21 protein-coding genes are annotated in these 25,193 nt (G+C 49.4%); 16 read left to right on the top strand and 5 right to left on the bottom strand.

Annotated elements, in window-relative coordinates; all coding sequences use genetic code 11:
- Positions 1–121 precede the first annotated feature (121 nt).
- Positions 122–973: a thymidylate synthase gene (locus C9J01_RS22425; protein WP_107300368.1), complete on the top strand. Its 852-nt coding sequence runs from the start codon at positions 122–124 to the stop codon at positions 971–973.
- Positions 974–1,181: 208 nt separating this feature from the next.
- On the opposite strand, the gene C9J01_RS30080 is transcribed toward C9J01_RS22425, so the two are convergent.
- Entirely contained in the window at positions 1,182–1,310 is a 129-nt protein-coding gene (locus tag C9J01_RS30080; protein ID WP_272898735.1) for a hypothetical protein, read from the bottom strand.
- 51 nt (positions 1,311–1,361) lie between these two features.
- Positions 1,362–2,507 carry a Na/Pi symporter gene (locus tag C9J01_RS22420; RefSeq protein WP_107300367.1) on the bottom strand — a complete coding sequence of 382 codons (1,146 nt, stop codon included), beginning with the start codon at positions 2,505–2,507 and terminating at the stop codon, positions 1,362–1,364.
- 481 nt (positions 2,508–2,988) lie between these two features.
- Here C9J01_RS22420 and nhaA point away from each other — a divergent pair, with 481 nt between their 5' ends.
- The 4 genes from nhaA (at position 2,989) to C9J01_RS22400 (ending at position 6,029) form a co-directional block, all read left to right on the top strand.
- On the top strand, positions 2,989–4,167 hold the full coding sequence (gene nhaA / locus C9J01_RS22415) for a Na+/H+ antiporter NhaA (RefSeq protein ID WP_107300366.1): 1,179 nt from the start codon (positions 2,989–2,991) through the stop codon (positions 4,165–4,167).
- Positions 4,164–4,430: a hypothetical protein gene (locus tag C9J01_RS22410; protein WP_107300365.1), complete on the top strand. Its 267-nt coding sequence runs from the start codon at positions 4,164–4,166 to the stop codon at positions 4,428–4,430. The genes nhaA and C9J01_RS22410 overlap by 4 nt, the downstream gene beginning before the upstream one ends.
- Before the next feature lie 305 nt (positions 4,431–4,735).
- A complete protein-coding gene (nhaR, locus tag C9J01_RS22405; protein WP_107300364.1) occupies positions 4,736–5,626 on the top strand; it encodes a transcriptional activator NhaR in 891 nt (296 codons plus the stop codon).
- A 106-nt stretch (positions 5,627–5,732) separates the two neighbouring features.
- The gene (locus C9J01_RS22400) at positions 5,733–6,029 is read left to right on the top strand and encodes an ArsR/SmtB family transcription factor (RefSeq protein WP_107300363.1); all 297 of its coding nucleotides are present in this window, start codon (positions 5,733–5,735) and stop codon (positions 6,027–6,029) included.
- Between the two features lie 77 nt (positions 6,030–6,106).
- On the opposite strand, the gene rpsT is transcribed toward C9J01_RS22400, so the two are convergent.
- Positions 6,107–6,367 (bottom strand): 30S ribosomal protein S20, encoded by a 261-nt coding sequence (gene rpsT / locus C9J01_RS22395; RefSeq protein WP_036799376.1) that lies wholly within the window; start codon positions 6,365–6,367, stop codon positions 6,107–6,109.
- A 207-nt stretch (positions 6,368–6,574) separates the two neighbouring features.
- Here rpsT and murJ point away from each other — a divergent pair, with 207 nt between their 5' ends.
- The 10 genes from murJ to C9J01_RS22340 all read left to right on the top strand — a co-directional run bounded on the left by murJ (position 6,575) and on the right by C9J01_RS22340 (position 21,447).
- Positions 6,575–8,134, top strand: a complete 1,560-nt coding sequence (gene murJ / locus C9J01_RS22390; RefSeq protein WP_107300362.1) for a murein biosynthesis integral membrane protein MurJ — start codon at positions 6,575–6,577, stop codon at positions 8,132–8,134.
- Between the two features lie 123 nt (positions 8,135–8,257).
- Complete coding sequence (gene ribF / locus C9J01_RS22385) at positions 8,258–9,229, top strand: bifunctional riboflavin kinase/FAD synthetase (protein WP_107300361.1); 972 nt, start codon at positions 8,258–8,260, stop codon at positions 9,227–9,229.
- Positions 9,226–12,057 (top strand): isoleucine--tRNA ligase, encoded by a 2,832-nt coding sequence (ileS, locus tag C9J01_RS22380; RefSeq protein WP_107300360.1) that lies wholly within the window; start codon positions 9,226–9,228, stop codon positions 12,055–12,057. The genes ribF and ileS overlap by 4 nt, the downstream gene beginning before the upstream one ends.
- A complete protein-coding gene (gene lspA, locus C9J01_RS22375; RefSeq protein WP_107300359.1) occupies positions 12,057–12,593 on the top strand; it encodes a signal peptidase II in 537 nt (178 codons plus the stop codon). Before ileS ends, lspA begins: the two co-directional genes overlap by 1 nt.
- 97 nt (positions 12,594–12,690) lie before the next feature.
- Positions 12,691–13,125 carry an FKBP-type peptidyl-prolyl cis-trans isomerase gene (fkpB, locus tag C9J01_RS22370; RefSeq protein ID WP_107300358.1) on the top strand — a complete coding sequence of 145 codons (435 nt, stop codon included), beginning with the start codon at positions 12,691–12,693 and terminating at the stop codon, positions 13,123–13,125.
- Positions 13,126–13,137: 12 nt separating this feature from the next.
- Entirely contained in the window at positions 13,138–14,079 is a 942-nt protein-coding gene (gene ispH, locus C9J01_RS22365) for a 4-hydroxy-3-methylbut-2-enyl diphosphate reductase (RefSeq protein ID WP_107300357.1), read from the top strand.
- 126 nt (positions 14,080–14,205) lie between these two features.
- A complete protein-coding gene (gene dapB / locus C9J01_RS22360; RefSeq protein ID WP_107300356.1) occupies positions 14,206–15,015 on the top strand; it encodes a 4-hydroxy-tetrahydrodipicolinate reductase in 810 nt (269 codons plus the stop codon).
- Positions 15,016–15,635: 620 nt separating this feature from the next.
- A complete protein-coding gene (gene carA, locus C9J01_RS22350) occupies positions 15,636–16,775 on the top strand; it encodes a glutamine-hydrolyzing carbamoyl-phosphate synthase small subunit (RefSeq protein ID WP_107300354.1) in 1,140 nt (379 codons plus the stop codon).
- Between the two features lie 17 nt (positions 16,776–16,792).
- Positions 16,793–20,017 (top strand): carbamoyl-phosphate synthase large subunit, encoded by a 3,225-nt coding sequence (carB, locus tag C9J01_RS22345; RefSeq protein ID WP_039469628.1) that lies wholly within the window; start codon positions 16,793–16,795, stop codon positions 20,015–20,017.
- A 575-nt stretch (positions 20,018–20,592) separates the two neighbouring features.
- Positions 20,593–21,447 carry a magnesium transporter gene (locus tag C9J01_RS22340; RefSeq protein ID WP_039469631.1) on the top strand — a complete coding sequence of 285 codons (855 nt, stop codon included), beginning with the start codon at positions 20,593–20,595 and terminating at the stop codon, positions 21,445–21,447.
- 79 nt (positions 21,448–21,526) lie between these two features.
- Here C9J01_RS22340 and dacB read toward each other — a convergent pair whose 3' ends face one another.
- Together dacB and C9J01_RS22330 are read right to left on the bottom strand one after the other, a co-directional pair.
- Complete coding sequence (dacB, locus tag C9J01_RS22335; RefSeq protein ID WP_107300353.1) at positions 21,527–22,987, bottom strand: serine-type D-Ala-D-Ala carboxypeptidase; 1,461 nt, start codon at positions 22,985–22,987, stop codon at positions 21,527–21,529.
- Positions 22,988–23,186: 199 nt separating this feature from the next.
- Positions 23,187–24,185, bottom strand: coding sequence for a porin (locus C9J01_RS22330; RefSeq protein ID WP_107300352.1), 999 nt, complete (start codon positions 24,183–24,185; stop codon positions 23,187–23,189).
- A 524-nt stretch (positions 24,186–24,709) separates the two neighbouring features.
- Here C9J01_RS22330 and greA point away from each other — a divergent pair.
- The gene (gene greA / locus C9J01_RS22325; RefSeq protein ID WP_107300351.1) at positions 24,710–25,183 is read left to right on the top strand and encodes a transcription elongation factor GreA; all 474 of its coding nucleotides are present in this window, start codon (positions 24,710–24,712) and stop codon (positions 25,181–25,183) included.
- Positions 25,184–25,193 lie beyond the last annotated feature (10 nt).

The following is a 25,193-nucleotide window of genomic DNA, read 5'->3' as shown; positions in this document are numbered from 1 at the left end:
TGATAACAAGGCAGCCCGAGGGCTGCCTTTTTTGTGTCCAGAGATAATCTCTCCCTGAATAATTTGTGGTTTCGTGTAGAATTAGCCGCACTTGAAATTTTGAATTAGGGCCAGCGGAACCATGAAACAGTATCTCGCGCTTTGCCAGCGCATTGTGGACGAAGGAGTATGGGTTGAGAACGAGCGTACAGGCAAGCGATGCCTGACGGTGATCAACGCCGACTTGAACTATGATGTTGCCAACAACCAGTTTCCGCTGATCACCACCCGCAAGAGTTTCTGGAAAGCGGCGATTGCAGAGATGCTGGGTTATATCCGCGGCTACGACAATGCTTCAGATTTCCGTGCTCTGGGTACCAAGACCTGGGATATGAATGCCAACGATAATGCGGCTTGGCTGGCAAACCCGCACCGTAAGGGTGAGGATGATATGGGCCGAGTCTATGGCGTACAGGGCCGTAGCTGGCAAAAGCCAGATGGCAGCACAATCGACCAACTGCGTAAAATCATCGATAACCTGAGCAAAGGCATTGATGACCGTGGTGAGATCCTGACGTTTTACAACCCAGGTGAGTTTGATATGGGCTGCTTGCGCCCGTGTATGCACACCCACACTTTCTCTTTGGTTGGTGACACCCTTCACCTGACCAGCTACCAGCGCTCTTGTGATGTTCCTCTGGGGCTGAATTTCAACCAAATCCAGGTTTTTGCCCTGTTGGCACTGGTGGCCCAGATCACCGGCCACAAACCAGGACAGGCATACCACAAGATCGTCAATGCCCACATCTACGAAGATCAGCTAGAGCTGATGCGTGATGTCCAGCTCAAGCGTGAGCCGTTCCCGTCACCACAGCTGAAGATCAACCCTGACATCAAATCGCTGGAAGATTTGGAAACTTGGGTCACTATGGATGACTTCGAGGTAGTTGGCTACCAGCATCACGACCCGATCAGGTACCCTTTTTCTGTATAGAAACCTTGCTGCGGGTAACAAAATATTGCTACTGAAACACTTTTGAGTCCCAAAAAGCCCCTTTTTGGGGCTTTTTTGTGGGTGAAAAGCGGTATAGAGCAGCGGCCCTATGGTTCTGTGGTCCTATGGAATTACGCCGAAAGTATTCTAATTGGGAGGGAGTATGATGAGAAAAAATGAAGCGAGATAGCTTGACTAAAATAGCCTTCTAAGCAGACTTGCACAGCACCACAGCACCACAGCACCACAGCACCACAGCACCACAGCACCACAGCACCACAGCACCACAGCACCACAGCACCACAGCACCACAGCACCACAGCATCGTTTTCCGCATAACAAAAAACCCCGCCGAAGCGGGGTTTGTTTAGTGATTCTTTGTGAGCGATTACGCTGTCAGAGCTAGGATAGCACCAGGGATAACAACGAATACTAGACCGATGTAGCCAGCTACTGCTGCTTTGCTCTTGGTACCGATTTCACCTAGGTAGAAGGCACCTTTCAGCGGTAGTTCACGTAGGAACGGTACACCGTAGATAAGTACTGTTGCCATTAGGTTGAATGCCAAGTGAACCAATGCAATCTGCAGTGCGAACACAGCGAACTCACCTGATACTGCTGTTGCTGCAAGTAGAGCCGTGATACATGTACCGATGTTAGCACCAAGGGTGAATGGGTATACATCGCGTACTTTCAATACACCAGTACCTACTAGCGGAACCATCAGGCTGGTTGTGGTCGAAGAAGACTGAACCAGAACCGTTACCACTGTACCTGATGCGATGCCGTGTACTGGACCGCGGCCGATAGCGCTCTTCAGGATTTCACGTGCACGGCCAACCATTAGGCTACGCATCAGTTTACCCATCGCTGTAATAGAGATGAAAATCAAGCCGATACCGATGGCAATCATGAACAGGCCACCCATAGTACCGAAGCTAGACAGTGGGCCTTTAATTAGGTTAACACCCGGGCCAGTAACGGCCTTCATGAAGTTAAGACCACCCATATCCATGTTGGCAGTACCCATCATTGGTGATACCAACCAAGTCGAAATCTTATCCAGCAGGCCGAACATCATCTCCAATGGTAGGAAGATAGCTACAGCTAGCAGGTTGAAGAAGTCATGGATTGTTGCACTGGCAAAGGCACGGCGGAATTCCTCGTTACAACGAGCATGACCAAGGCTAACCAAGGTATTGGTTAGGGTTGTACCCATGTTAGCACCCATAACCATTGGGATCGCGGTTTCGACTGGCAGGCCGCCAGCAACAAGACCTACAATGATAGAGGTTACTGTGCTTGATGACTGGATAAGCGATGTCGCTACCAGACCGATCATCAGGCCAGCAATCGGATGCGAGGCAAACTCAAAGAGCGTTTTAGCTTGTTCACCAACAGACAGTTTAAAGCCGCTGCTCACAACCGATACAGCAACAAGTAGAACGTAAAGCATGAACGCTAGGTTAGCCCAGCGGACCCAGCGCATAGAGCTGTTCATTGGCTGTTCAGCAGTAGAGGCTTGGGTAGTCATAATCATTTCTCCATGACAGGAATATGTCGTTTTGGTTTCATATTTTTGAAATCTGGGGGCGATGGTAGAGATCGAATATTTCAGAAATATGACAGTTGCTGTCACAAAGTAAGTTTGTGCTCTTTTTGTGCGGTCAAGCAGTGATTGTCGGTGTAATGAAAAATTTACTTTGATTTTATATTTCTGAAAATTAAGGCTATTTTTAATATTGAAAGATTGATGGTGTCGTTAAAATTTTTTCTCTTGTAATTGCGTTTTTTTTAGAATTTATTAGTTATCGATGGCTTTTTGAACAGTTAAAAATGACAAATATGACAGCGTAATTTGGACAGTACGGTTATTGCTTGTATTGGGGGTGTATTATTCGGTTTTACCGATGTTTATATTCTGAACAAACGATTTAACAGTTTAGTGCTGTGACGTCTAAACTAAATTTACATTTTTATTGTGACATTTGTTTCACGAAAAGGAGTTCCGGTCGATGACCGATGCTATTCGTAAGTTCTTAAAACTAGAGTCTGCTGGTGGGATAATCCTGATCATCGCGGCGGCGTTGGCCATGATGATTGCGAACTCCCCACTGCAAGACCTGTATAACGGCACACTGCACACCTATGTCGCAGGTTTGTCTATTTCACATTGGATCAACGATGGTCTGATGGCTGTGTTCTTCCTGCTGATTGGTTTGGAAGTGAAGCGTGAACTAATCGAAGGGGCGCTGAACACCAAAGAAAAAGCCATTTTCCCGGCTATCGCCGCCGTGGGCGGGATGATCGCGCCGGCGCTGGTTTATACCTTGTTCAATTTTGCCGACCCGTTGGCAGTTAAGGGATGGGCGATCCCTGCTGCTACCGATATTGCCTTCGCATTGGGTATCATGGCGCTATTAGGTAGCCGTGTGCCGGTCACCTTGAAAGTCTTCCTGCTGGCGCTCGCGATTATCGATGACTTGGGTGTTATCGTGATCATTGCTCTGTTCTATAGCAGTGACTTGTCGACATTGGCGCTTGCTGTTGCGTTCGCATCAACCGCAGCTCTTTTCATTATGAATGCGAAAAACGTCACCAAAATTTCTTGGTACGTGGTTGTTGGCCTGATCCTTTGGGTCAGTGTGTTGAAGTCGGGCGTCCATGCAACACTGGCAGGTGTGGTATTGGGCTTTGCGATTCCGCTATCCGGCGATAACGGTTTGTCAGACGAGCATTCACCGCTCAAGAAAATGGAGCATGCCCTACACCCGTATGTGGCCTTCTTTATCTTGCCAGTGTTTGCCTTTGCCAACGCCGGTATTTCGCTAGAAGGTGTATCCCTAAGTGGCCTGACATCTATGTTGCCATTGGGTATTGCCCTCGGTCTGATGATCGGTAAGCCCCTAGGCATTTTCACCGCAAGTTATCTGGCGATTAAAACCGGTTTGGCAAGCATGCCGGAAGGCATTGGGTTCAGGCAGATTTTTGCGGTCTCAGTACTGTGTGGTATCGGTTTTACCATGTCTATCTTCATCTCGTCGCTGGCCTTTGTTGGCGCACCGGAGGAGTTCAGTACTTACTCTCGATTGGGCATCCTGTTGGGGTCGACGATATCAGCGGTTATTGGCTATATGATGCTTAGCCGTTCGTTGCCAAGGGGCATTGCCAAGGAAAGTGGAGGTGTAATATGAAACGCGCAATGATGATTGTTGGGCTCATGGTGTCTGCGACAGCAATGGCAGTACCGGATTACCAAAGCTGCACCCAAGATGACAGCTCAGATGTCTGCCAGGCCTACCTAGCAGGTTTGAACCAGGGTAAATCGGCTGCAGAAACTACCGCGATGGTTGAAAATGATAGCCCGTTCCGTTCCCGGGCGCTTGAGCAGCGCGTGGGCGAGCGTTATCGGAAAATGTCCGTGATGGATCAAAAAACGGCTTCAACATCAGAGTGATAAACATTTTTTTCGATGTATGAAAACTGAATAAGTGTAATATTTCATTTGTGAATGAATGATTACGGTTGAAGCGCCCAGAAGCTAAGCGTAAGCTGGCTTCTGGGATTTTTTATTTTAGGGCAGTGTGATTTCCAATCAGCACCTTCATAGTCTAAGTTGCTGGTTAACAAGACCGACTACGTCATCAGCATTTTGTAACCCCGTTACTGTATACTCTTCTTGTACTCGGTAGTTCAACGTCTCCGTTGACGCTTGCCCATCCCGATTGGAATGACACTGCTTATGGAAAATGGTTGCTAAACATGTCTCACCTAAACTACAACCACCTTTATTACTTCTGGATGGTCTGCAAGCAAGGCTCAGTCACCAAGGCTGCCGATGCGTTGTTTTTGGCGCCGCAGACGGTTACCGGACAGATCCGGGCGCTGGAAGAGCGTTTAAAGGGTAAGCTGACCAAACGTGTTGGTCGTAACATCGAACCGACAGAGTTGGGCCAGCTGGTCTTTAAGTATGCCGACAAGATGTTTGACCTCAGCTATGAGATGCTAGATATCGTCAACTACACCCAGCGCGAGAACTTGTTGCTGGAAGTAGGCGTGGCCGATGCGTTGTCTAAACGCCTCGTCAGTAAAGTGTTGATGGAAGGTTTGCCAGAAGACGAGCGCATACACTTGCGTTGCTATGAATCGACCCACGAAATGCTGCTTGAGCAGCTATCACAGCATAAGTTGGATATGATCCTGTCGGATTGTCCGGTGGACTCCACCCAGAGTCCAGGCCTCTACAGCAAGAAGCTGGGTGAGTCGACCATGAGCTTCTTCTGCAATGAACCAGACAAGCCGCTGAACTTCCCTGCCTGTATTGAAGACTATAAGCTGCTGATACCGGGCCGGCGTACGGCGATGGGGCGCAAGCTTATCCATTGGTTTGATCAGATGGGGATTACACCGAATATCCTCGGTGAATTTGATGATGCTGCCTTGATGAAAGCCTTTGGCTTGTATCAGCAGTCGATGTTCGTTGCGCCTTCTATTTATGCCGCCGAACTGGAAGACACCACCCATAACATCCGTGAAGTCAAGCGGGTGAAGGAAATCAAGGAAGAGTACTACGTCATCTTTGCTGAGCGAATGATCATGCACCCGGCGGTAAAACGCATATGTGAGGCAGACTTTAGAAAACTGTTTAAATAAAGTTGCTGATTTTTGTTCGTTTGATTCAAATATCCATACTGCGTGCTAGAAAACCATGTTTAAATTAAGTACATTAGCGTTAACTTAATTGACAGGTGGTAGCAGTATGGAACTACAGCAAATGGAGCAGAATGCCCCTAAAGCCGTAGCTCTGCTAAAAGCAATGGCCAACGAACGGCGTCTATTCATCCTTTGTTACTTATTGGAAGAAGAAATGTCGGTCGGGATGATGAGCGAGCGGCTGGGCCTTAGCCAGTCGGCACTGTCGCAGCATCTGGCTTGGTTGCGGCGTGATGGCCTGGTGGAAACAAGGAAAGAAGCTCAGACGGTGTATTACCGCCTTAAGAGCGATGAGGTCAAAGCGATGATCCAGTTGCTACACAAGATGTATTGCGGGACCTAGCAGCGCAACGATGGCTAAAAAGCAGATATAAAAAAACCGGCGTAAGCCGGTTTTTTTATCGAAATCAGAAACTCAGATTAAAGAGCTTTGATTTTAGCAGCTAGACGAGCTTTGTGACGTGCAGCTTTGTTTTTGTGGATCAGGCCTTTAGTAGCCATGCGATCCATAACAGGTTGCATTTCAGCGAAAGCTTGAGTAGCAGCTTCTTTGTTGCCCGCTTCGATAGCAGCAATAACTTTCTTGAAGAAAGTACGCATCATAGAACGACGGCTAGCGTTGTGCTGGCGACGTTTTTCTGAAGTGATCGCACGTTTCTTAGCAGATTTGATGTTAGCCAAGGGTATAACTCCAAAACTTGGTACGGTGACATTTTAAGGCCGAGGACTATGCCTGTTTAGCCAAAGATTGTCAAATGATTTGTGCAAATAACCGCCTAACCAATTGAATTGGCACTTGCGGATTAACACGGTTAATATGGCGGCAGATTTTACCAGCATTTGGCAACGGAAGTCACCTTTTGGGGCCATCTTTATGAGGTTTTTTTTGTGAGCAAGCGTCTTTTGCGCTCAGGATTGATTGTCAGCACCATGACATTGGTCTCTCGAGTGCTTGGTTTGGTGCGCGATGTGGTTGTCGCCAACCTGATGGGGGCCGGGGCGGCGGCCGATGTTTTCTTCTTCGCCAACAAAATCCCTAACTTCCTACGGCGGCTATTTGCCGAAGGCGCCTTCTCACAGGCTTTCGTCCCGGTACTAACGGAATATCATGCATCCGGCGAGATGGACCGCACCCGCCAGTTGATTGCGAGGGCCTCGGGCACCTTGGGGGTGATTGTTTCGATTGTCACACTGTTGGGCATCTTAGGCTCTGGTGTCGTGACTGCCTTGTTTGGTGCAGGTTGGTTTATCGATTGGCTCAATGATGGCCCATCAGCGCCTAAGTTCGAGCTGGCAAGCCTGTTGCTGAAAATCACCTTCCCTTACCTATGGTTTATTACCTTTGTGGCGTTGTCGGGGGCGATCCTCAACACCTTGGGTAAGTTTGCGGTTTCCTCATTTACCCCGGTATTTCTAAACGTGGCGATCATTGGGTGTGCATGGTTTGTGTCACCGAACTTGAGCCAACCGGAAATTGGCCTGGCGCTCGGGGTCTTCCTCGGTGGCCTGATCCAGTTCCTGTTCCAGCTACCGTTCTTGTATAAAGAAGGGATGCTGGTCAAACCGAAATGGGGATGGAATGACCCTGGGGTGGTAAAGATCCGTACCTTGATGATCCCGGCCCTGTTCGGTGTTTCTGTTAGCCAAATCAACTTGTTGTTTGATACTTTTATTGCCAGTTTCCTGACAACAGGCTCTATCAGTTGGCTGTATTATTCAGACCGCTTGCTGGAGTTCCCACTGGGTTTGTTCGGTATCGCCATTGCCACGGTGATCCTACCGGCGCTGTCGCGTAAGCACGTGGACCAAAGCCCGGAGCAATTTGCCCATACTATGGACTGGGGCGTGCGCATGGTACTGCTGCTGGGGATCCCAGCCATGCTCGGGTTGATGGTGTTGGCCAAGCCGATGCTGATGGTGCTGTTTATGCGCGGCGAATTCAGCCCCAACGATGTGCAGATGGCGTCCATGTCACTGCTGGCTTATGCCTCTGGCTTGCTTAACTTTATGTTGATCAAAGTATTGGCACCGGGTTACTACGCAAGGCAGGATACTAAAACCCCGGTGAAGTTTGGTATCGTTGCGATGGTAACCAACATGTTCTTCAATGCCATCTTCGCTTATTTCTATGGCTATGTGGGCCTGGCGATGGCAACGGCACTGTCGGCATTGGTTAACGCAGCCCTGCTTTACCGTGGCCTGCACATTACTGGCGTGTACAAGGTGACGGGTGAAACCCTGTGGTTCGTCCTGCGCCTCGTCGTCGCGGGTACTGCGATGGTCAGCACCCTGTTGTGGCTTCTGCCTGAGATGGCTGTGTGGCTGGAGTGGACTTTGGCTAATCGCGCGCTGTGGTTGGCTGGTCTTATTGGTGCTGGTGCCGGGGTATACCTGGTTGCTGTGATGTTGATGGGCGTGCGTCCCCGCCACCTAAAGGCCGCGAGTTAAATGGTATTGCGGGTGGTGATAATTTACCCGCAAAATCGCCTGAATATGATTCAGATTGGTATGATGGGTTCAGAGTAGTATATAATCCGTCAGTTTTTCACTCTGCGAAAATGAACTTGACGCATGGAATTGATCCGAGGAATACATAATATCCAGCCCGAGCACCGTGGTTGTGTGCTGACGATTGGTAATTTTGATGGTGTTCACCTAGGTCACCAGGCAGTGCTTAGCAATGTCATGGCCAAGGCGAAGGCGCTTGGCTGTCCGGCGACAGTGATGAGCTTTGAACCCCAGCCTCAGGAGCTGTTTGCCGGCGATAAGGCACCAGCGCGATTAACTCGCTTTCGTGACAAATACTTACGCTTGAAAGAGCAAGGTTTGGAGCGTTTCCTGTGTGTCAATTTCAATCGTCACTTTGCCAGTTTGACGGCACAAGATTTTGTCCGCCGCTTGTTGGTTGAGCAATTGGGTGTTAAGTTTCTGGTAGTTGGCGACGATTTTCGCTTCGGTAAAGGCCGTAGCGGTGATTTCGCGATGCTAGAAGCTGCCGGGAAAGAATATGGTTTTACTGTGGTGAGTACCCAGAGCTTCTGTGTCTCAGAGCAGCGTGTCAGCAGCACCGCTATCCGTCAGGCATTGGCCGACGATAAGCTTGCGCTGGCAGAGTCCATGCTAGGACGTCCGTTCAGTATTAGCGGGCGCGTTTCCCATGGTCGAAAATTAGGGCGGACTATCGGTTTTCCGACAGCTAACGTCCCACTTAAACGCCGGGTCTCTCCGGTTTCTGGCGTTTATGCCGTCGAAGTCCACGGCGTGGCAGAGACTCCGCTTGCTGGGGTTGCCAATGTTGGTCGTCGGCCGACGGTAAACGGTGTACGCCGCCAATTGGAAGTACACCTGTTTGATTTCCAATCTGATCTCTACGGGGCCCAGATTGACGTTGTGCTCTGTCATAAGTTGCGCGACGAGATAAAATTTGAATCATTTGATGCGTTAAAAGCACAAATCGAGCGTGATGCGCAGTCAGCACGGGTGTGGCTGGCTGAGCGTAATAATGTCCAACTTCGCCCAAGTAACGGAATCGAGAATCAATGAGCGACTATAAAGATACCCTGAACCTGCCTGAAACAGGGTTTCCGATGCGAGGCAACCTAGCTCAGCGTGAGCCTGCAATGCTTAAGCGTTGGTACGATGAAGATCTTTACGGTGAAATTCGTAAAGCCAAGAAGGGTAAGAAATCCTTCGTACTACACGATGGCCCTCCATATGCCAACGGTGATATTCACATTGGTCACGCGCTAAACAAGATTCTTAAAGACATTATTATTAAGTCAAAGACTCTGTCAGGCTTTGATGCACCATACATTCCTGGTTGGGACTGTCACGGTCTTCCTATCGAACTGATGGTAGAGAAGAAAGTCGGCAAACCGGGCCACAAGGTTACTGCTGCGGAATTCCGCGAGAAGTGCCGCACTTATGCTGCCGGTCAGGTTGAAGGCCAGAAAGAAAGCTTTGTACGCCTAGGTGTTTTGGGTGAGTGGGACAAGCCATACCGCACTATGGATTTTGGCACTGAAGCCAACATCATCCGTTCTCTGGGCAAGATTGCCGATCAGGGCCACCTGCTAAAAGGCTTCAAGCCTGTTCACTGGTGTACAGACTGTGGTTCTGCACTGGCGGAAGCTGAAGTGGAATACAAAGACAAAGTCTCTCCATCTATCGATGTGCGCTTCAAAGCGGCTGACGAAGCTGCAACTGTTGCTAAGTTCCAGTGCGCTGACGGCCATGCCGGTGAAGGCGATATCTCAATCGTTATCTGGACCACAACGCCTTGGACATTGCCTGCCAACCGCGCGGTGGCAGTACGTGATGACTTGGAATACGTACTTATCCAAGTTGAAGGCGAGAAGAAAGAGCGTCTGATCGTTGCTTCTGAACTGGCGAAAGATGTGCTGGACCGTGCAGGTATCGAGCATTTCCACAACCTTGGCTTCTGTAAAGGTGCCGATCTGGAGTTGATGCAATTCAACCACCCGTTCTACAGCTTTACTGTACCGGTAATCCTTGGTGATCACGTAACGACTGAATCAGGTACGGGTTGTGTACACACAGCACCGGGCCACGGTCAGGAAGACTTCGCGGTAGGCCAGAAGTACGGCCTTGAAGTAGCTAACCCTGTAGGTAGCAATGGTGTTTACCTACCGGATACTGAGCTATTTGCCGGTCAGCACGTATTCAAAGCCAACGATGCCGTTGTCGAAACATTGAAAGAGCACGGTGCGCTTCTGCATCACCATGCTTACGAGCACAGCTACCCACACTGCTGGCGCCACAAGACGCCAATCATCTTCCGTGCTACGCCACAGTGGTTCATCTCGATGGATCAAGCTGGCCTACGTGCTAAAGCACTTGAAGAAATCAAAGCGGTTGAGTGGATGCCAGAGTGGGGCCAGAGCCGTATCGAAGGTATGGTTGAAGGTCGTCCTGAGTGGTGTATCTCACGTCAGCGTACCTGGGGTGTGCCAATTGCCCTGTTTGTTCACAAAGAAACGCAAGATCTTCACCCGAACAGCTCAGAGCTGATCGAGAAGGTTGCACAACTTGTTGAGCAAAAAGGTATCCAGGCATGGTGGGATCTTGACCCTGCAGAGATCATGGGTGAAGAAGATGCAACCAAGTACGAAAAAGTACTGGATACCCTAGATGTCTGGTTTGACTCGGGTGTGACCCACTTCTCTGTGGTTGATAGCCGCGAAGAGTACAACGGCAACAGCGCTGATCTATACCTAGAAGGTTCTGACCAGCACCGTGGTTGGTTCCAGTCTTCACTGATCTCTTCAGTGGCGATGAAAGGCGAGGCTCCCTACAAGCAAGTGCTGACCCACGGTTTCGTGGTTGATGGCCAGGGCCGTAAGATGTCGAAATCAATCGGTAACGTTGTGGCACCGAAAGATGTGACCAACAAGCTGGGTGCTGACATCCTGCGCCTATGGGTTGCGTCGACTGACTACACTGGTGAAGTTGCGGTTTCTGATGAAATCCTGAAGCGTTCTGCGGATGCTTACCGTCGTATCCGTAACACTTCTCGCTTCTTCCTAGCGAACCTAAGTGGTTTCAACCCTGATACTGACCTAGTAGCACCAGAAGAGATGGTTGCACTGGATCGCTGGGCTGTTGGCCGTGCGATGGCTGCGCAGGAAGAAATCATCAAAGCTTACGATGAGTACAACCTACACGCGGTAACTCAGCGTCTGATGCAGTTCTGTTCGGTTGAAATGGGCTCATTCTACCTGGATGTGGTCAAAGACCGTCAGTACACCGCGAAGCGTGGTGGTCATGCCCAGCGTAGCTGCCAGACCGCACTATACTACATCGTAGAAGCACTGGTTCGTTGGATGGCACCAATCATGTCGTTCACTGCTGATGAGATCTGGAACGAAATGCCAGGCCAGCGCGACAAGTTCGTGTTCACTGGTGAGTGGTTCGAAGGTCTGTTCGGTCTAACCGAAGGCGAAGAGCTGAACAATGAGTTCTGGTCTGAAATCCAAACTGTACGTGGCGCGGTGAACAAGCTGCTTGAAGGTGCACGTAAGGACAAAGTCATCGGTGGTGCGCTACAGGCTGAAGTAACGCTACACGCATCTGAAGCTCTTGCTGCCAAGCTGAACAAGTTGGAAGATGAACTACGCTTTGTTTTGCTAACCTCTAAAGCAGAGGTGGTTGTTGCAGATAGCAAGCCAGAAGGCGCTCAGGAGACTGACGTTGAAGGTTTGTTTGTAACCGTGAAAGCATCAGAGGCGGCGAAGTGTGACCGTTGTTGGCATCACGTTGCCGATGTTGGCACTATCGAAGGCCACGAAGAAGTGTGTGGCCGCTGTGTCAGCAATGTCGAAGGTGAAGGTGAAGAGCGTAAGTTTGCCTAATGAGTAAGTTATCGTCTGAAAACGGACTATCGCTGAAGCAATCTGGAGTTCGTTGGCTATGGCTAGCGGCTCTGGTGTTCATTGTTGATATCGGCAGTAAGCTGCTGGTGATGAACACCATGGAGTACGGTTGGCCAAACCGTATTGAACTGCTGCCATTCTTTAATCTGCTGTACGTCCACAATACCGGGGCGGCTTTTAGTTTTTTGAGTGATGCTGGCGGTTGGCAGCGTTGGCTGTTTGCGGCGATAGCCCTTGGGGTTTGTGCCATGCTGGTATTCTGGATGCGCAAGCTTCCGGCCAAGCAGAAACTGGCTAATATCTCCTATGCCCTAATCATTGGTGGGGCATTGGGTAATCTGTTTGATCGTCTGTACCATGGCTATGTGGTCGATTTCCTCGACTTTTATGTCGGGACTTACCACTGGCCGGCATTCAATATTGCCGACATGGGCATTTGTATTGGTGCAGGCTTGATTATCCTTGATGGATTCTTGTCTGATAAAGACAAGAAAAAGCAAGCCGTTAAGCACTAACCTCGATCTTGGCTTATATCCCTAAGCGCCGTCCGTTGATACGGGCGGCGCTTTGTTGTTAAATGGGCGGGTATAACTAAAGAGAAAGGAACCCTACATGTCGGTCATTACGGAAAGCAGTGAAGTTCTCATGCACTTTGCCATCAAATTAGAAGATGGTTCTGTGGCAGATTCAACCCAGGCAATGGGCAAACCGGCAAAGTTTAGAATGGGGGATGGCAGCCTGACAGATAATTTCGAAAAATGTCTGCTGGGCTTGGTGCAAGGGCAGAAGAGCAGCTTCGACCTTGAACCGGAAGATGCGTTTGGCTTGCCAAACCCAGATAACATCCACCATGTTGACCGTACCAAATTTGGTACTGATGCCCCGGCCGAGGTCGGCAATATTATCGCTTTTGCCGGTCCAGACGGCAGTGATATCCCGGGCATCATTACAGAAGTTCTCGGTGACTCTGTGACCGTTGATTTCAATCACCCGCTTGCAGGGCAGCGTGTGACTTTCGAAGTTGAAGTCGTTGCCATTGAAAACTAAGAGCAGTTAGCAATGAAAATCTTACTCGCGAACCCTCGGGGTTTTTGTGCCGGTGTAGACCGAGCCATCAGTATTGTTGAGCGTGCGCTGGAAATGTACCAGCCGCCAATTTATGTCCGCCATGAAGTGGTGCACAACCGCTTTGTGGTCGAGGGGTTGAAGCAGCGCGGTGCCATTTTTGTCGAAGAACTGCACGAAGTGCCGGATGACAATATTGTGATTTTCTCCGCCCATGGGGTATCGCAGGCTGTACGCAACGAAGCCAAGGCCCGTCAATTGACGGTCTTCGATGCAACCTGCCCGTTGGTGACCAAGGTCCATATGGAAGTGGCGCGTGCCAGTCGCCGCAATATGGAAGTGGTGTTAATCGGCCATGCCGGACACCCAGAAGTTGAAGGCACCATGGGGCAGTATGCGAGTGAGGCTGGTGGCATGTATCTGGTCGAGAAACCAGAAGATGTTGAGACGCTAACTGTCAAAGATCCGAGCAATTTGCACTACGTCAGCCAGACAACCCTGTCAGTTGATGAGACGGCGGATGTAATCGACAAACTACGTGAGGTATTCCCGGAGATCCAGGGCCCACGTAAAGATGATATTTGCTACGCGACCCAAAACCGCCAGGATGCCGTGCGCGAAATGTCGACCGATGTTGATGTGATGATCGTAGTGGGGTCGAAGAACTCGTCAAACTCGAACCGCCTGCGTGAACTGGCAGAGAAACTGGGTACACCAGGTTATCTGACCGATTGCCCTGAAGATGTTGATCAGGCGTGGTTTGAAGGTAAAGCGAAAATCGGTATTACTGCAGGTGCATCGGCACCTGAAGAGCTAGTGAACCAGATCATTGCCCGCATCCAGACTCTGACCGATGCCAGTGTTGATGAGTTGACCGGTCGTGAAGAGAACATGTTCTTCGAAGTACCTCGTGAATTGCAGGTTAAGAACGTCTAACCATCCTCGACCTAAGGTCGGTTTAGTGAATTTATCAGCCCCAGCCATTGCTGGGGCTTTTTTTATCTTTCTCAACAGGCTACATTGGGGAGCATAGAGAACATAGAACCAGGGAGATAAAGCGCAATGGTGAGAATTGCGATTGCTGGCGCGGCAGGACGTATGGGCCGTCAGCTACTAAAAGCGACACATTTGTCCGAGCAGGCAGTATTGGGTGCAGCGACCGAGCGTCCTGAGTCGACATTGATTGGTGCCGATGCCGGTGAGTTGGCAGGTATTGGTCCGGTATCGGTGATCATCGTCGAGGATTTGGTCAAGGCAACTGATGACTTTGATGTACTTATCGACTTCACTGCACCAGTAGCAACCTTGGCTAACCTGGCTTTTTGCCAGCAGCATGGCAAGAAAATTGTTATCGGTACGACGGGCTTCAGTGATGAAGAGCGTGCCCAGATCGATAAGGCTGCCGAATCAGTGCCTGTTGTGATGGCACCAAACTACAGTGTCGGTGTTAACCTGGTGTTCAAACTGTTGGAAAAAGCTGCCAAGGTAATGGGCGATTACTGCGATATCGAAGTCATTGAAGCCCACCACCGCCATAAGGTTGATGCCCCGTCTGGTACCGCGATCGGTATGGGTGAGGCAATTGCCGGTGCCATGGGTAACAAACTGAGCGATGTGGCTGTTTACGCCCGCGAAGGGATCACTGGTGAGCGAAGCCGTGATGAGATTGGTTTTGCGACGATCCGCGCTGGCGACATCGTCGGTGAGCACACCGCAATGTTTGCTGATATCGGCGAACGGGTGGAAATCACCCATAAGGCGACGGATAGAATGACCTTTGCTAGCGGCGCTGTCCGCGCAGCGGCGTGGCTCAATAGCAAGTCGGCGGGCTTCTATACCATGCATGATGTGCTAGGGCTCGATGAGCTGTAATGAATGTTAAAAAACCGGCCAGATGGCCGGTTTTTTTATACCTGTCGACTATGCTGGACAGGTGGTCTTAACCAAAAAACGTAAAAAGCAAAAGGTGCGCAATATACCCACAGGGGATTTTTGTCGCTTTTTGAAGTGGGCGATATGCTTAGTGAGTGCATAATCAGCCACTTTGTTGTCGGTCAGTGTACGCGTTGTCCGCTTTTTCTTAAATTGACGGTATTTTCCTGCTTTTAGTGTTTATTTTATTGGCTTTGTTATAATTTTTTGGTTACCTGTCCAAAATGATCGGTAAAGTTGGCGTGTTTTCGCATCAAGCCGAGAGTTTTTTGTTTTTGCTTTTGGTTGAATTTAGGCAAACGATAAACTGGATCTGGGTAGAAAAAAGAACCGTTAAAAGGTGGGGTTTTCTTAACGTTTTGCCCGTCTTTGCTGGTTTTAGTGGTGGGCAGGCTAAAAAATAAATTTATTTTTCGTGATCTGTTGACAGATTTCGATACCGTCTCTAGAATGCGCGCAATTTGTCAAAATTCGGCTTGACTCGCGTTTTGACTTTGTATGGAATGGGTAATTGCAACTTTATCTGTTTTAACTGCATTTTTATATTTTTGGAGGTTGTCTTGAGCAAATCAGCGCTGTTAGTCCTGGAAGATGGGACAGTGTTCCGCGGCGTGTCCATTGGGGCAGATGGTTCGGCCGTTGGTGAAGTTGTTTTTAATACCTCGATGACGGGGTATCAGGAAATTCTCACCGACCCTTCTTATTCTCAGCAGATTGTTACTCTTACTTATCCTCATATTGGCAATACCGGAACTAATTCCGAAGACGAAGAATCCTCCTCAATCCATGCGCAAGGCTTGGTGATTCGCGACCTCCCTCTTATCGCTTCTAACTTCCGTAATCAGCAGTCCCTTTCTGATTATCTGAAATCCCAGAACATCGTTGGCATCGCCGATATTGATACCCGTAAGCTAACTCGTCTACTGCGCGAGAAAGGTGCACAGAACGGTTGCATTGTAGCGGGTAACAACCTGGACGAAGCGCTAGCACTGGCGAAGGCGAAAGAGTTCCCGGGCCTGAAAGGTATGGATCTGGCTAAAGAAGTGACAACTTCTGAAGCTTACCAATGGAAACAAGGTTCATGGACGCTAGAAGGCGGCCTGCCAGAAGCGAAAGATGACAGCGAGCTGCCATACCACGTTGTGGCTTACGATTTCGGTGCCAAGCGCAATATCCTGCGCATGCTGGTTGACCGTGGCTGCCGCCTGACTGTTGTTCCTGCCCAGACTTCAGCTGAAGAAGTACTGGCCCTGAACCCAGACGGTGTCTTCCTGTCAAACGGCCCTGGTGACCCAGAGCCATGTACTTATGCAATTGAAGCAACAAAAGTGTTCCTAGAAAAAGGCCTACCAATTTTCGGTATCTGCCTTGGCCACCAGATCCTTGCGCTGGCCTCAGGTGCACAAACGGTGAAAATGAAATTTGGTCACCACGGTGCTAACCACCCGGTTAAAGATCTTGACCGTGATGTGGTGATGATCACCTCCCAGAACCACGGCTTTGCCGCTGATGAAGCAACGCTGCCAGAAAACCTTCGTGCGACCCATAAGTCACTGTTCGACGGTTCGCTACAGGGTATCCATCGTACTGACAAGCCTGCCTTTAGCTTCCAGGGTCACCCTGAAGCAAGCCCAGGCCCGCACGATGCAGCGCCACTATTTGATCACTTCATCGACCTAATTAAGCAGCACAGCGCCTAAGCCGGAGTAATTAAGCAATGCCAAAACGTACTGATATTAAAAGTGTTCTAATCCTAGGTGCTGGCCCGATCGTTATCGGCCAGGCATGTGAGTTTGACTACTCAGGTGCCCAGGCGTGTAAAGCCCTACGTGAAGAAGGCTACCGAGTTATCCTGGTTAACTCGAACCCAGCAACCATCATGACTGACCCAGAGATGGCTGATGCAACATACATCGAGCCAATCCACTGGGAAGTTGTACGCAAGATCATCGAAAAAGAGCGCCCAGATGCGGTACTACCGACTATGGGTGGCCAGACAGCACTGAACTGTGCGCTGGATCTTGAGAAGCACGGCGTACTGGAAGAGTTCGGCGTAGAAATGATCGGTGCGACAGCTGACGCTATCGACAAAGCCGAAGACCGCTCTCGCTTCGATGCGGCAATGAAATCAATCGGCCTTGAGTGTCCACGTGCTGATACCGCGAAAACCATGGAAGAAGCTTACAAAGTTCTCGATATGGTTGGCTTCCCATGTATCATCCGTCCTTCGTTTACTATGGGGGGTACCGGTGGTGGTATCGCTTATAACAAAGAAGAGTTCGAAGAAATCTGTCGCCGTGGCCTGGACCTGTCGCCAACTAACGAACTGCTTATCGACGAATCTTTGATTGGTTGGAAAGAGTACGAGATGGAAGTGGTTCGTGACAAGAACGACAATTGCATCATCGTATGTTCAATCGAAAACTTCGATGCTATGGGTATCCACACCGGTGACTCAATCACGGTGGCACCGGCGCAGACCCTAACAGACAAAGAATACCAGCTGATGCGTAACGCATCGCTAGCAGTATTGCGTGAAATCGGTGTTGAAACCGGTGGTTCAAACGTACAGTTTGGTATCAACCCGAAAGATGGCCGTATGGTTATCATCGAGATGAACCCACGTGTATCTCGCTCTTCAGCGCTGGCATCTAAAGCAACAGGTTTCCCTATCGCGAAAGTGGCAGCGAAACTGGCTATCGGCTTTACCCTTGACGAGTTGATGAACGACATCACTGGTGGCGCGACACCAGCGTCCTTCGAACCAACTATCGACTACGTTGTTACCAAGATCCCTCGCTTTAACTTCGAGAAATTCGCCGGTGCAAACGACCGTCTGACTACACAGATGAAGTCAGTTGGTGAGGTAATGGCTATTGGTCGTAACCAGCAGGAATCTCTACAAAAAGCACTTCGCGGCCTAGAAGTTGGCGCGAATGGCTTCGACGAAATGGTTGACCTAGATGCGCCTGACGCACTGACAACTATCCGTCACGAGCTGAAAGATGCGGGTGCTGAGCGTATCTGGTACATTGCTGATGCATTCCGTGCAGGCCTATCTGTAGATGGCGTGTTCAACCTAACTAACATCGACCGTTGGTTCCTAGTTCAAATCGAAGAGCTAGTGAAGCTAGAGGGCGAAGTGAAAGAGGGTGGTTTTGCTGGCCTGAACGCTGATGTTCTTCGCAAGCTTAAGCGCAAGGGTTTTGCCGATGCACGTTTGGCCAAGCTACTAGGTGTTGCTGAGACTGAAATCCGCAAACTGCGCGACCAGTACGATATCCACCCTGTTTACAAGCGTGTAGATACCTGTGCGGCTGAGTTTTCTTCTGACACTGCTTACATGTACTCATCATACGATGAAGAATGTGAAGCACAGCCAACTGACAAAGACAAGATCATGGTATTGGGCGGTGGCCCGAACCGTATCGGTCAGGGTATCGAATTCGACTACTGCTGTGTTCACGCCTCTCTGGCACTACGTGAAGACGGTTACGAGACCATCATGGTTAACTGTAACCCAGAGACTGTATCGACTGATTATGATACCTCTGACCGCCTGTACTTCGAGCCGGTAACACTGGAAGATGTACTGTCTATCGTACGCGTCGAGAAGCCAAAAGGCGTTATCGTTCAGTACGGTGGCCAGACTCCGCTGAAACTAGCCCGTGCACTTGAAGCGGCTGGCGTGCCTATCATCGGTACTAGCCCGGATGCTATCGACCGCGCCGAAGACCGTGAGCGCTTCCAGGCTGCTGTTGAGCGCCTAGGCTTGCTACAGCCGGAAAACGCAACCGTAACGACAATGGAGCAAGCTGTTGAGAAGTCAAAAGAAATCGGCTTCCCACTAGTTGTTCGCCCATCATACGTATTGGGTGGCCGTGCGATGGAAATCGTCTACGACGAAGCTGACCTGCGCCGTTACTTCAACGAAGCCGTTAGCGTGTCTAACGAATCGCCGGTTCTGCTTGACCGTTTCCTAGACGATGCAACAGAAGTTGATATCGATGCTATCTGCGACGGTGAGCGCGTGGTTATCGGTGGCATCATGGAGCACATCGAGCAAGCTGGTGTTCACTCAGGTGACTCAGCATGTTCACTACCTGCTTACACTCTAAGCCAGGAAATCCAGGATGTGATGCGCCAGCAAGTTGAGAAGCTAGCCTTCGAACTTGGTGTACGTGGCCTGATGAACACCCAGTTCGCAGTGAAGGACAACGAAGTTTACCTTATCGAGGTGAACCCACGTGCTGCACGTACGGTACCGTTTGTATCGAAAGCAACAGGTGCACCACTGGCGAAAATCGCTGCACGAGTAATGGCTGGCCAATCTCTTGAGTCGCAAGGCTTTACCAAAGAGATCATCCCACCATACTACTCTGTAAAAGAAGTGGTACTGCCGTTCAACAAGTTCCCTGGTGTTGACCCACTGTTGGGCCCAGAAATGCGCTCTACCGGTGAGGTAATGGGTGTCGGCGATACGTTCGCAGAAGCTTTTGCCAAAGCTGAACTAGGCTGTGGCAAAGAGAAGCAAGCGAAAGGCCGCGCTCTACTGTCTGTTCGCGGTAACGACAAGCAGCGTGTTGTTGACCTAGCTTCTAAGCTGGTTAAGCAAGGCTACGAGCTAGATGCTACCCACGGTACTGCGGTTGTGCTAGGTGAAGCGGGCATCAACCCTCGCCTGGTCAACAAGGTACATGAAGGTCGTCCTCACATTCTTGACCGTATCAAGAACAACGAGTACTCGTACATTGTTAACACGGCTGAAGGCCGCCAAGCTATCGAAGACTCTAAAGTCCTACGTCGCGGCGCATTGGCTGAGAAGGTGAACTACACCACTACGCTAAACGCAGCGTTCGCAACCTGTATGGCTTGGGCTGCTGATGACCGTAACAAGGTGACATCAGTACAAGAACTACACGCTCGTATTAAAGACGCATAATCGCTCTTTTACGAACGTAACACAGTACAAAACGGCCTGCTGATGCAGGCCGTTTTTTATGCTTTCAGAGGCCAAATTAAACCTTCCCCAAAAGCAGAATTCACCATAATGTCATGGTGTTGAATATCTGTGACGCCATTAATAATTTGTGTCAATTGTGGCGGAAAATCTCCTTGCAACCCCAACTGAAGAGCGTACAATTAGCCGCGTCGCATAAGCGATACTTATTTTTTGGAGACTTAGATGAACGATACCGACCATCCCCCGAGTATGAAGGTGGAAAATCAAACCTGCTAACGGTGTCGGTCTCCTATGATTCCGAACTGTCCTCAGGTTCGGAATAGTCTGTTCAATCTCATCTTTTGATGACCCTTTTCAAACATACTTTTCCTCGGTTTTCCCAAGCCATTATCTCAATATAGAATCTCGCCAATGTGTGATGAATGACAGGCTTTTTGCTGTCTGCAGTTCGGCTTTTTGACAAGCTGCTTGCAGGTAGGGACTAGCACATTCATAGCGTTGTATGGCGTGTTCTGGTGGTCGTTGCCGTGACCTAGCTAATCGGGAGATTCGCCATGACGGTAATGAACTATGCAGCCGATGCTGCACTGGTAAATGAAGAACTAGCTCAGAACGATGTTCTAGCTGCACGCAACGCGTTTATGAAATATGACATTGATGAGCAGGCCAAACTGTTGGTCAAGATGCCAATTTCAGAAGCGATTGCGATTTTGAGTGAAATGCCGTTACGTCACGTGCAGACCCTGTTGGATCTGCTGGATGAAATGGACGAAGAAGTATGTATGCGCCATTTGGCGAACGGCCTTGGTCTGATCTGCTCTGAAGCAGAGCCAGCGGGCCACTACCTGCAAAACAGTGTATTTAGCCACGTACGCGAGCGTATTGGCTGGATTGTTGGTCTGGCATTGCTGGGTATTGTTTCTGGCCTGATTATCTCGCATTACGAAGATACCTTGAGCCAATTGGTGTTGCTGGCAGTTTACATGCCGGTGATCGCAGCAGCTGGTGGTAACACCGGTTCGCAGGCGGCTACCTTGGTGGTACGTGCACTGGCAATGGAAGAGATACGGTGTCGGGATTGGGCTAAGGTATTGTGGAAGGAATTCCGCGTTGCACTGATGATCGCAGGCGTACTTGCTGCAGTGATCATGGGCCGCGTAATGATGTTCAGCGATGGCTCTTCCTTGCCTATCGGGATGGAGTTGATGGACATAGCTATGGCCATTGGTGTCGCTATCTCACTGCAGGTCGTCCTATCGACGACTGTAGGTGGCGTTTTGCCGATGATTGCCCGTGCTGCCAAGCTTGACCCTGCGGTATTGGTGAGCCCGGTATTGGCCTCAGTAGTGGATATCACCGGTATGATCATCTACTTCAAGACGGTAAATGCCTTCCTTGGCCTTGCCTAGCAAGCTAAAGATATGAACATGAAAAAAGCGAGAGGTGATGAGCCTCTCGCTTTTTTTTGTGTTTAGCGTATCTACTTCATCAGTACTGCTGGTACAAGCCCCGGTAAAGCGCTCGCTCGAAGGTTTCAATCGGTGGGGCAATCGCGGGCAGGCTATCATCACGCTCCGGCGGGAAGTAGTTACTTACCATCTGAACAAATAACAAGGTCTTGCCAGATTGGGTGTTGATAACACCTGCCAGGTTGTACGTACCATAAAGCGAACCACTCTTGGCGTGGATCCTTCCTTGCAATGGCTTGTGGCGAATACTCTGGCGGTAACGTAGGGTACCGCTTTGGCCGCTGACGGGCATAGTTGCAAGCAGGTTGAGCGTATCGTCATGGTTGTAGATGTAAGTGATCACTTCCATCATCTGGCTAGCTGTCATTCGGTTGTTGCGCGATAGGCCCGAGCCATCAATGATAATTGCCCGCTCTAGATCTATATTGGCTTTCTCTTTCAATATAGCCTTGATCGCCTTGCTAGCATTGGCAAAACTTCCCGGTTGCTTGAAGTACTTGGCACCAATCGTTTTGGCGATGTTATCCGCATACAGGTTGTCGGAATCCTTGACCATAGTATCGAGCAATTCATTAAGCGGGGCTGAGCGGTGACTGGCAATGACTTTGCCCTTGGCATTGTCGTCACGTTTGATATCACCTTCTAGCTTAATACCCAGTCGTTTGAGTTCTGCGCTTATTACCTTGCTGATATAGGCCTCAGTATCTTGCACCGCAAAATTGAGAGGCAGGGGCTTGTCTCGCTTAACCAGACAGCCGCTTAGGTGGTAGTGGTTGTTGCCTTTGTCTGTTAACTCAAGGTCGCAGTGGTTGGCTTTCAGGCGCTCTTTGGTCGTCACCAGTGCATCTGTTGTAACTTTCAGCGGTTGGTGGCTCGGAATATTTACCCGGGTGGTATCACCGACATTACGGTTGCTATATAGCGCCCCTTGTACGCAGTTGTGCTCTAGGCTAAGGCTGCTCGAAGGTGCGCTGTAACACACGCCTAATATATCCCACGGCCAGCCCGGTGCTTGCTCGTAACCACTGAACTGACTTCCATTGAGCAGCAGATCCCCTTTAATGGTTGAGCCTGAGTGTGCTTTAAGCTTGCCAAGTAAAGCGGAGAGTTGCTGGCGTGATAGCGAAGGATCACCGCTAAAACGCAGTATCACATTGTTATTTTGCTGCTCTAGTTGGGTGATGAAGCGGAAATCCTTACCAAGATAAAGTTGGGCGGCAAGGGCGGTCACCATTTTCTGGGTGCTGGCTGGTGGCTGATATTGTGCCTCACGTTGAGAAAAAAGTGTGTTGCCGGTTTTGGCATCCGCGATGATCAATGCAGTGTCGTGCCCGTAGGGCAGTACTTTGAAGTCGGGCTGATAAGCTTTGAGTGCAACCGGAGTTGTCGGTTGGTCTGTTGTGGCTTGTTCTGCAAGGGCCAAATGAGGAAATACGGTTAGGCTTGCTGATAGTAGCAAGAGACGAAATGGCAGACGCATCGGTGGCCTTCTATAGAATAGGGAGTGAGTACATTACTGTCCCCATGATAAACAATATTAGGCAGATAAAAAGTCAGAGAACGGCAAGCCTGAGAGGTCAGGAGTCAACAGGGTACTTTGAAGGCACCATATAAAAAAACACCGGCCAGAAGGCCGGTGTTTATAAAAGGCTGTGTTAAAACTCTATATCCAAGTTGGATTAGAAGTCGTAACGTGCACCTAGAACGAACTCGTCAGAAGTACGTGCTTTAGTGATGCCAACAGTAGCATCTTGATCTAGGTTGTTGAACTTGTATGACGCGTAAGTGCGGAAGTTCTTGTTGAAGTAGTGAGTTGCGTCGATTGCGATAGAATCGCGGATATCAGCGCTCTTGTCAGTATCTTCTAGGTAGTTGTAAGTTGCAACGAATACAGTCTTACCGTATGTGTATGCTGCAGCAAATTCGTAACCACGAGACTCAGCGATGTTGAAGCCTTCGTATACAGAAGTGTTACGAGAGTCTTGGTATAGACCTGCAACGTAGAAGTCACCGAAAGTGTAAGAGATAGCACCGAATGCTTGCTTACCAGTCTTGTCAGCATTTAGGCCTTGACCGTCTTGCTCACCGTAACCAGCACCGAACGCTAGACCCATGTCCATTGCGTAGATACCGCCGATAGAGTAACCATCGTCTTCAGAACCATCTTCGAATACGTAGTTAGCTTTAACAGTTAGGTTGTCGCCGCCTAGGTCGAAAGAACCAACGTATGCTAGGTTGTTAGATGTACGGTCAGCTGCAGCTAGTTTGTTACCAGCTTCGTTACCGTGGAAAGACATGATATCAGTGAAGTCAGTGATCATGCCTAGAGAGCCGTCAGTCTTACCGTAACGAACCTGACCGAAGTCACCGCCGATACCTGCGTTTAGGTGACGGTTGTTAACTTTGTCTGCATCGTCTTTGTCAGTGTATTCTGCTTCGTAGAAACCTAGAGCGTATACAGTGTCAGTGATGTCAGTTTTACCAGCAATGTTTACACGAACACGAGTAGCGTCGTTAACTTTGCTGTCGCCATTTGCGTCGTCTTTCAATACTGCACGAGCTTCAAAACGACCGCCTACTGCTAGGCTAGAAGTTTCGTCAGAGTAAACTTCTGCTGCTGTTGCTACAGAAGAGATAGATGCTGCTGCTACTGCTAGAGCAATCAGTTTCTTGTTCATTGTCGAATCCTTTTGGAATTTTTTGTTGTATGCATATCTGTGCTAAATGCATGCTGTTCTTTTTACTGGTCTCTGGCCCGATCTGTTAGTAAAAAAAACTGAAAAATACTTTATTTCAACGATTTCCAAATGGATTTAGAGGTTTAATGTATTGGAGATCAGGTGGTTACCATCGATTAAAAAAGTTCGGTTATGGAAGTGCTTTTTAGCTATTTTTAGGGTTTGTTTGTGGTGCTTTTAGGTGGTTAAAATTGTTTTATTGCGTGATTTTGTGATCTTTGGCGCATAATTTTTAGCCTGTATACGCTAGGCCTATGTTTTGTGAAATTTTTATGATTTCGCGTGGTTGCGATAGTGTCTGTCACCAAAAGTATGCTGCTGAATGAACAAGGGTGATCTCTTTGCCATCTTTGTTTAGAATGAAGTGTTCCCATTAGTAATCGTCTTGTCCGGCCAACCCGCCGGGCAGGCTTTGTTTTGCCTTTTATAGCAGTGGCTATACGGGCGTTGAGGTAATAAGAGTTATGGATAAGATTCCAATGACGGTACGCGGCGAGAAGCTGCTACGTGAAGAGCTAGAAGTACTAATGAAGCGCCGCCCGATCATTTCACAGGCCATTGGTGAAGCGCGTGAGCTGGGCGACCTGAAAGAGAATGCGGAATACCACGCTGCCCGTGAAGAGCAGGGTATCTGTGAAGCTCAGATCCGTGATATCGAATACAAGCTGTCTGTGGCACAGGTTATCGACGTCACCAAGATGCAGAACACAGGTAAAGTGATCTTCGGCACGACTGTAACCCTGATTGATGTTGATACTGACGAAGAAGTGACTTACCAAATCGTGGGTGATGACGAAGCCGAAATCAAAGCGGGTCGTATTTCAGTGAATTCACCGATTGCCCGTGGCCTGATTGGCAAAATGCAGGACGACGAAGTGACTATCACTACACCAGGCGGTGCGCGTGAGTTCGAAATTTCGGAAGTGGCTTACATTTAATCACACGAAA

This window comes from Photobacterium rosenbergii (assembly GCF_003026455.1).
Lineage (GTDB): Bacteria > Pseudomonadota > Gammaproteobacteria > Enterobacterales > Vibrionaceae > Photobacterium > Photobacterium rosenbergii.
The sequence above is the reverse complement of the archived record's forward strand: the minus strand, read 5'-3'. Positions and strand labels throughout refer to the sequence as shown.

Bases quoted from the DNA above. Each gene is read 5' to 3' on its own strand.
- C9J01_RS22425 (WP_107300368.1), top strand. From the start codon at position 122: ATGAAACAGTATCTCGCGCTTTGCCAGCGCATTGTGGACGAAGGAGTA.
- C9J01_RS30080 (WP_272898735.1), bottom strand. From the start codon at position 1,310: ATGCGGAAAACGATGCTGTGGTGCTGTGGTGCTGTGGTGCTGTGGTGC.
- C9J01_RS22420 (WP_107300367.1), bottom strand. From the start codon at position 2,507: ATGACTACCCAAGCCTCTACTGCTGAACAGCCAATGAACAGCTCTATG.
- nhaA (WP_107300366.1), top strand. From the start codon at position 2,989: ATGACCGATGCTATTCGTAAGTTCTTAAAACTAGAGTCTGCTGGTGGG.
- C9J01_RS22410 (WP_107300365.1), top strand. From the start codon at position 4,164: ATGAAACGCGCAATGATGATTGTTGGGCTCATGGTGTCTGCGACAGCA.
- nhaR (WP_107300364.1), top strand. From the start codon at position 4,736: ATGTCTCACCTAAACTACAACCACCTTTATTACTTCTGGATGGTCTGC.
- C9J01_RS22400 (WP_107300363.1), top strand. From the start codon at position 5,733: ATGGAACTACAGCAAATGGAGCAGAATGCCCCTAAAGCCGTAGCTCTG.
- ribF (WP_107300361.1), top strand. From the start codon at position 8,258: ATGGAATTGATCCGAGGAATACATAATATCCAGCCCGAGCACCGTGGT.
- ileS (WP_107300360.1), top strand. From the start codon at position 9,226: ATGAGCGACTATAAAGATACCCTGAACCTGCCTGAAACAGGGTTTCCG.
- lspA (WP_107300359.1), top strand. From the start codon at position 12,057: ATGAGTAAGTTATCGTCTGAAAACGGACTATCGCTGAAGCAATCTGGA.
- fkpB (WP_107300358.1), top strand. From the start codon at position 12,691: ATGTCGGTCATTACGGAAAGCAGTGAAGTTCTCATGCACTTTGCCATC.
- ispH (WP_107300357.1), top strand. From the start codon at position 13,138: ATGAAAATCTTACTCGCGAACCCTCGGGGTTTTTGTGCCGGTGTAGAC.
- dapB (WP_107300356.1), top strand. From the start codon at position 14,206: ATGGTGAGAATTGCGATTGCTGGCGCGGCAGGACGTATGGGCCGTCAG.
- carB (WP_039469628.1), top strand. From the start codon at position 16,793: ATGCCAAAACGTACTGATATTAAAAGTGTTCTAATCCTAGGTGCTGGC.
- C9J01_RS22340 (WP_039469631.1), top strand. From the start codon at position 20,593: ATGACGGTAATGAACTATGCAGCCGATGCTGCACTGGTAAATGAAGAA.
- dacB (WP_107300353.1), bottom strand. From the start codon at position 22,987: ATGCGTCTGCCATTTCGTCTCTTGCTACTATCAGCAAGCCTAACCGTA.
- C9J01_RS22330 (WP_107300352.1), bottom strand. From the start codon at position 24,185: ATGAACAAGAAACTGATTGCTCTAGCAGTAGCAGCAGCATCTATCTCT.
- greA (WP_107300351.1), top strand. From the start codon at position 24,710: ATGGATAAGATTCCAATGACGGTACGCGGCGAGAAGCTGCTACGTGAA.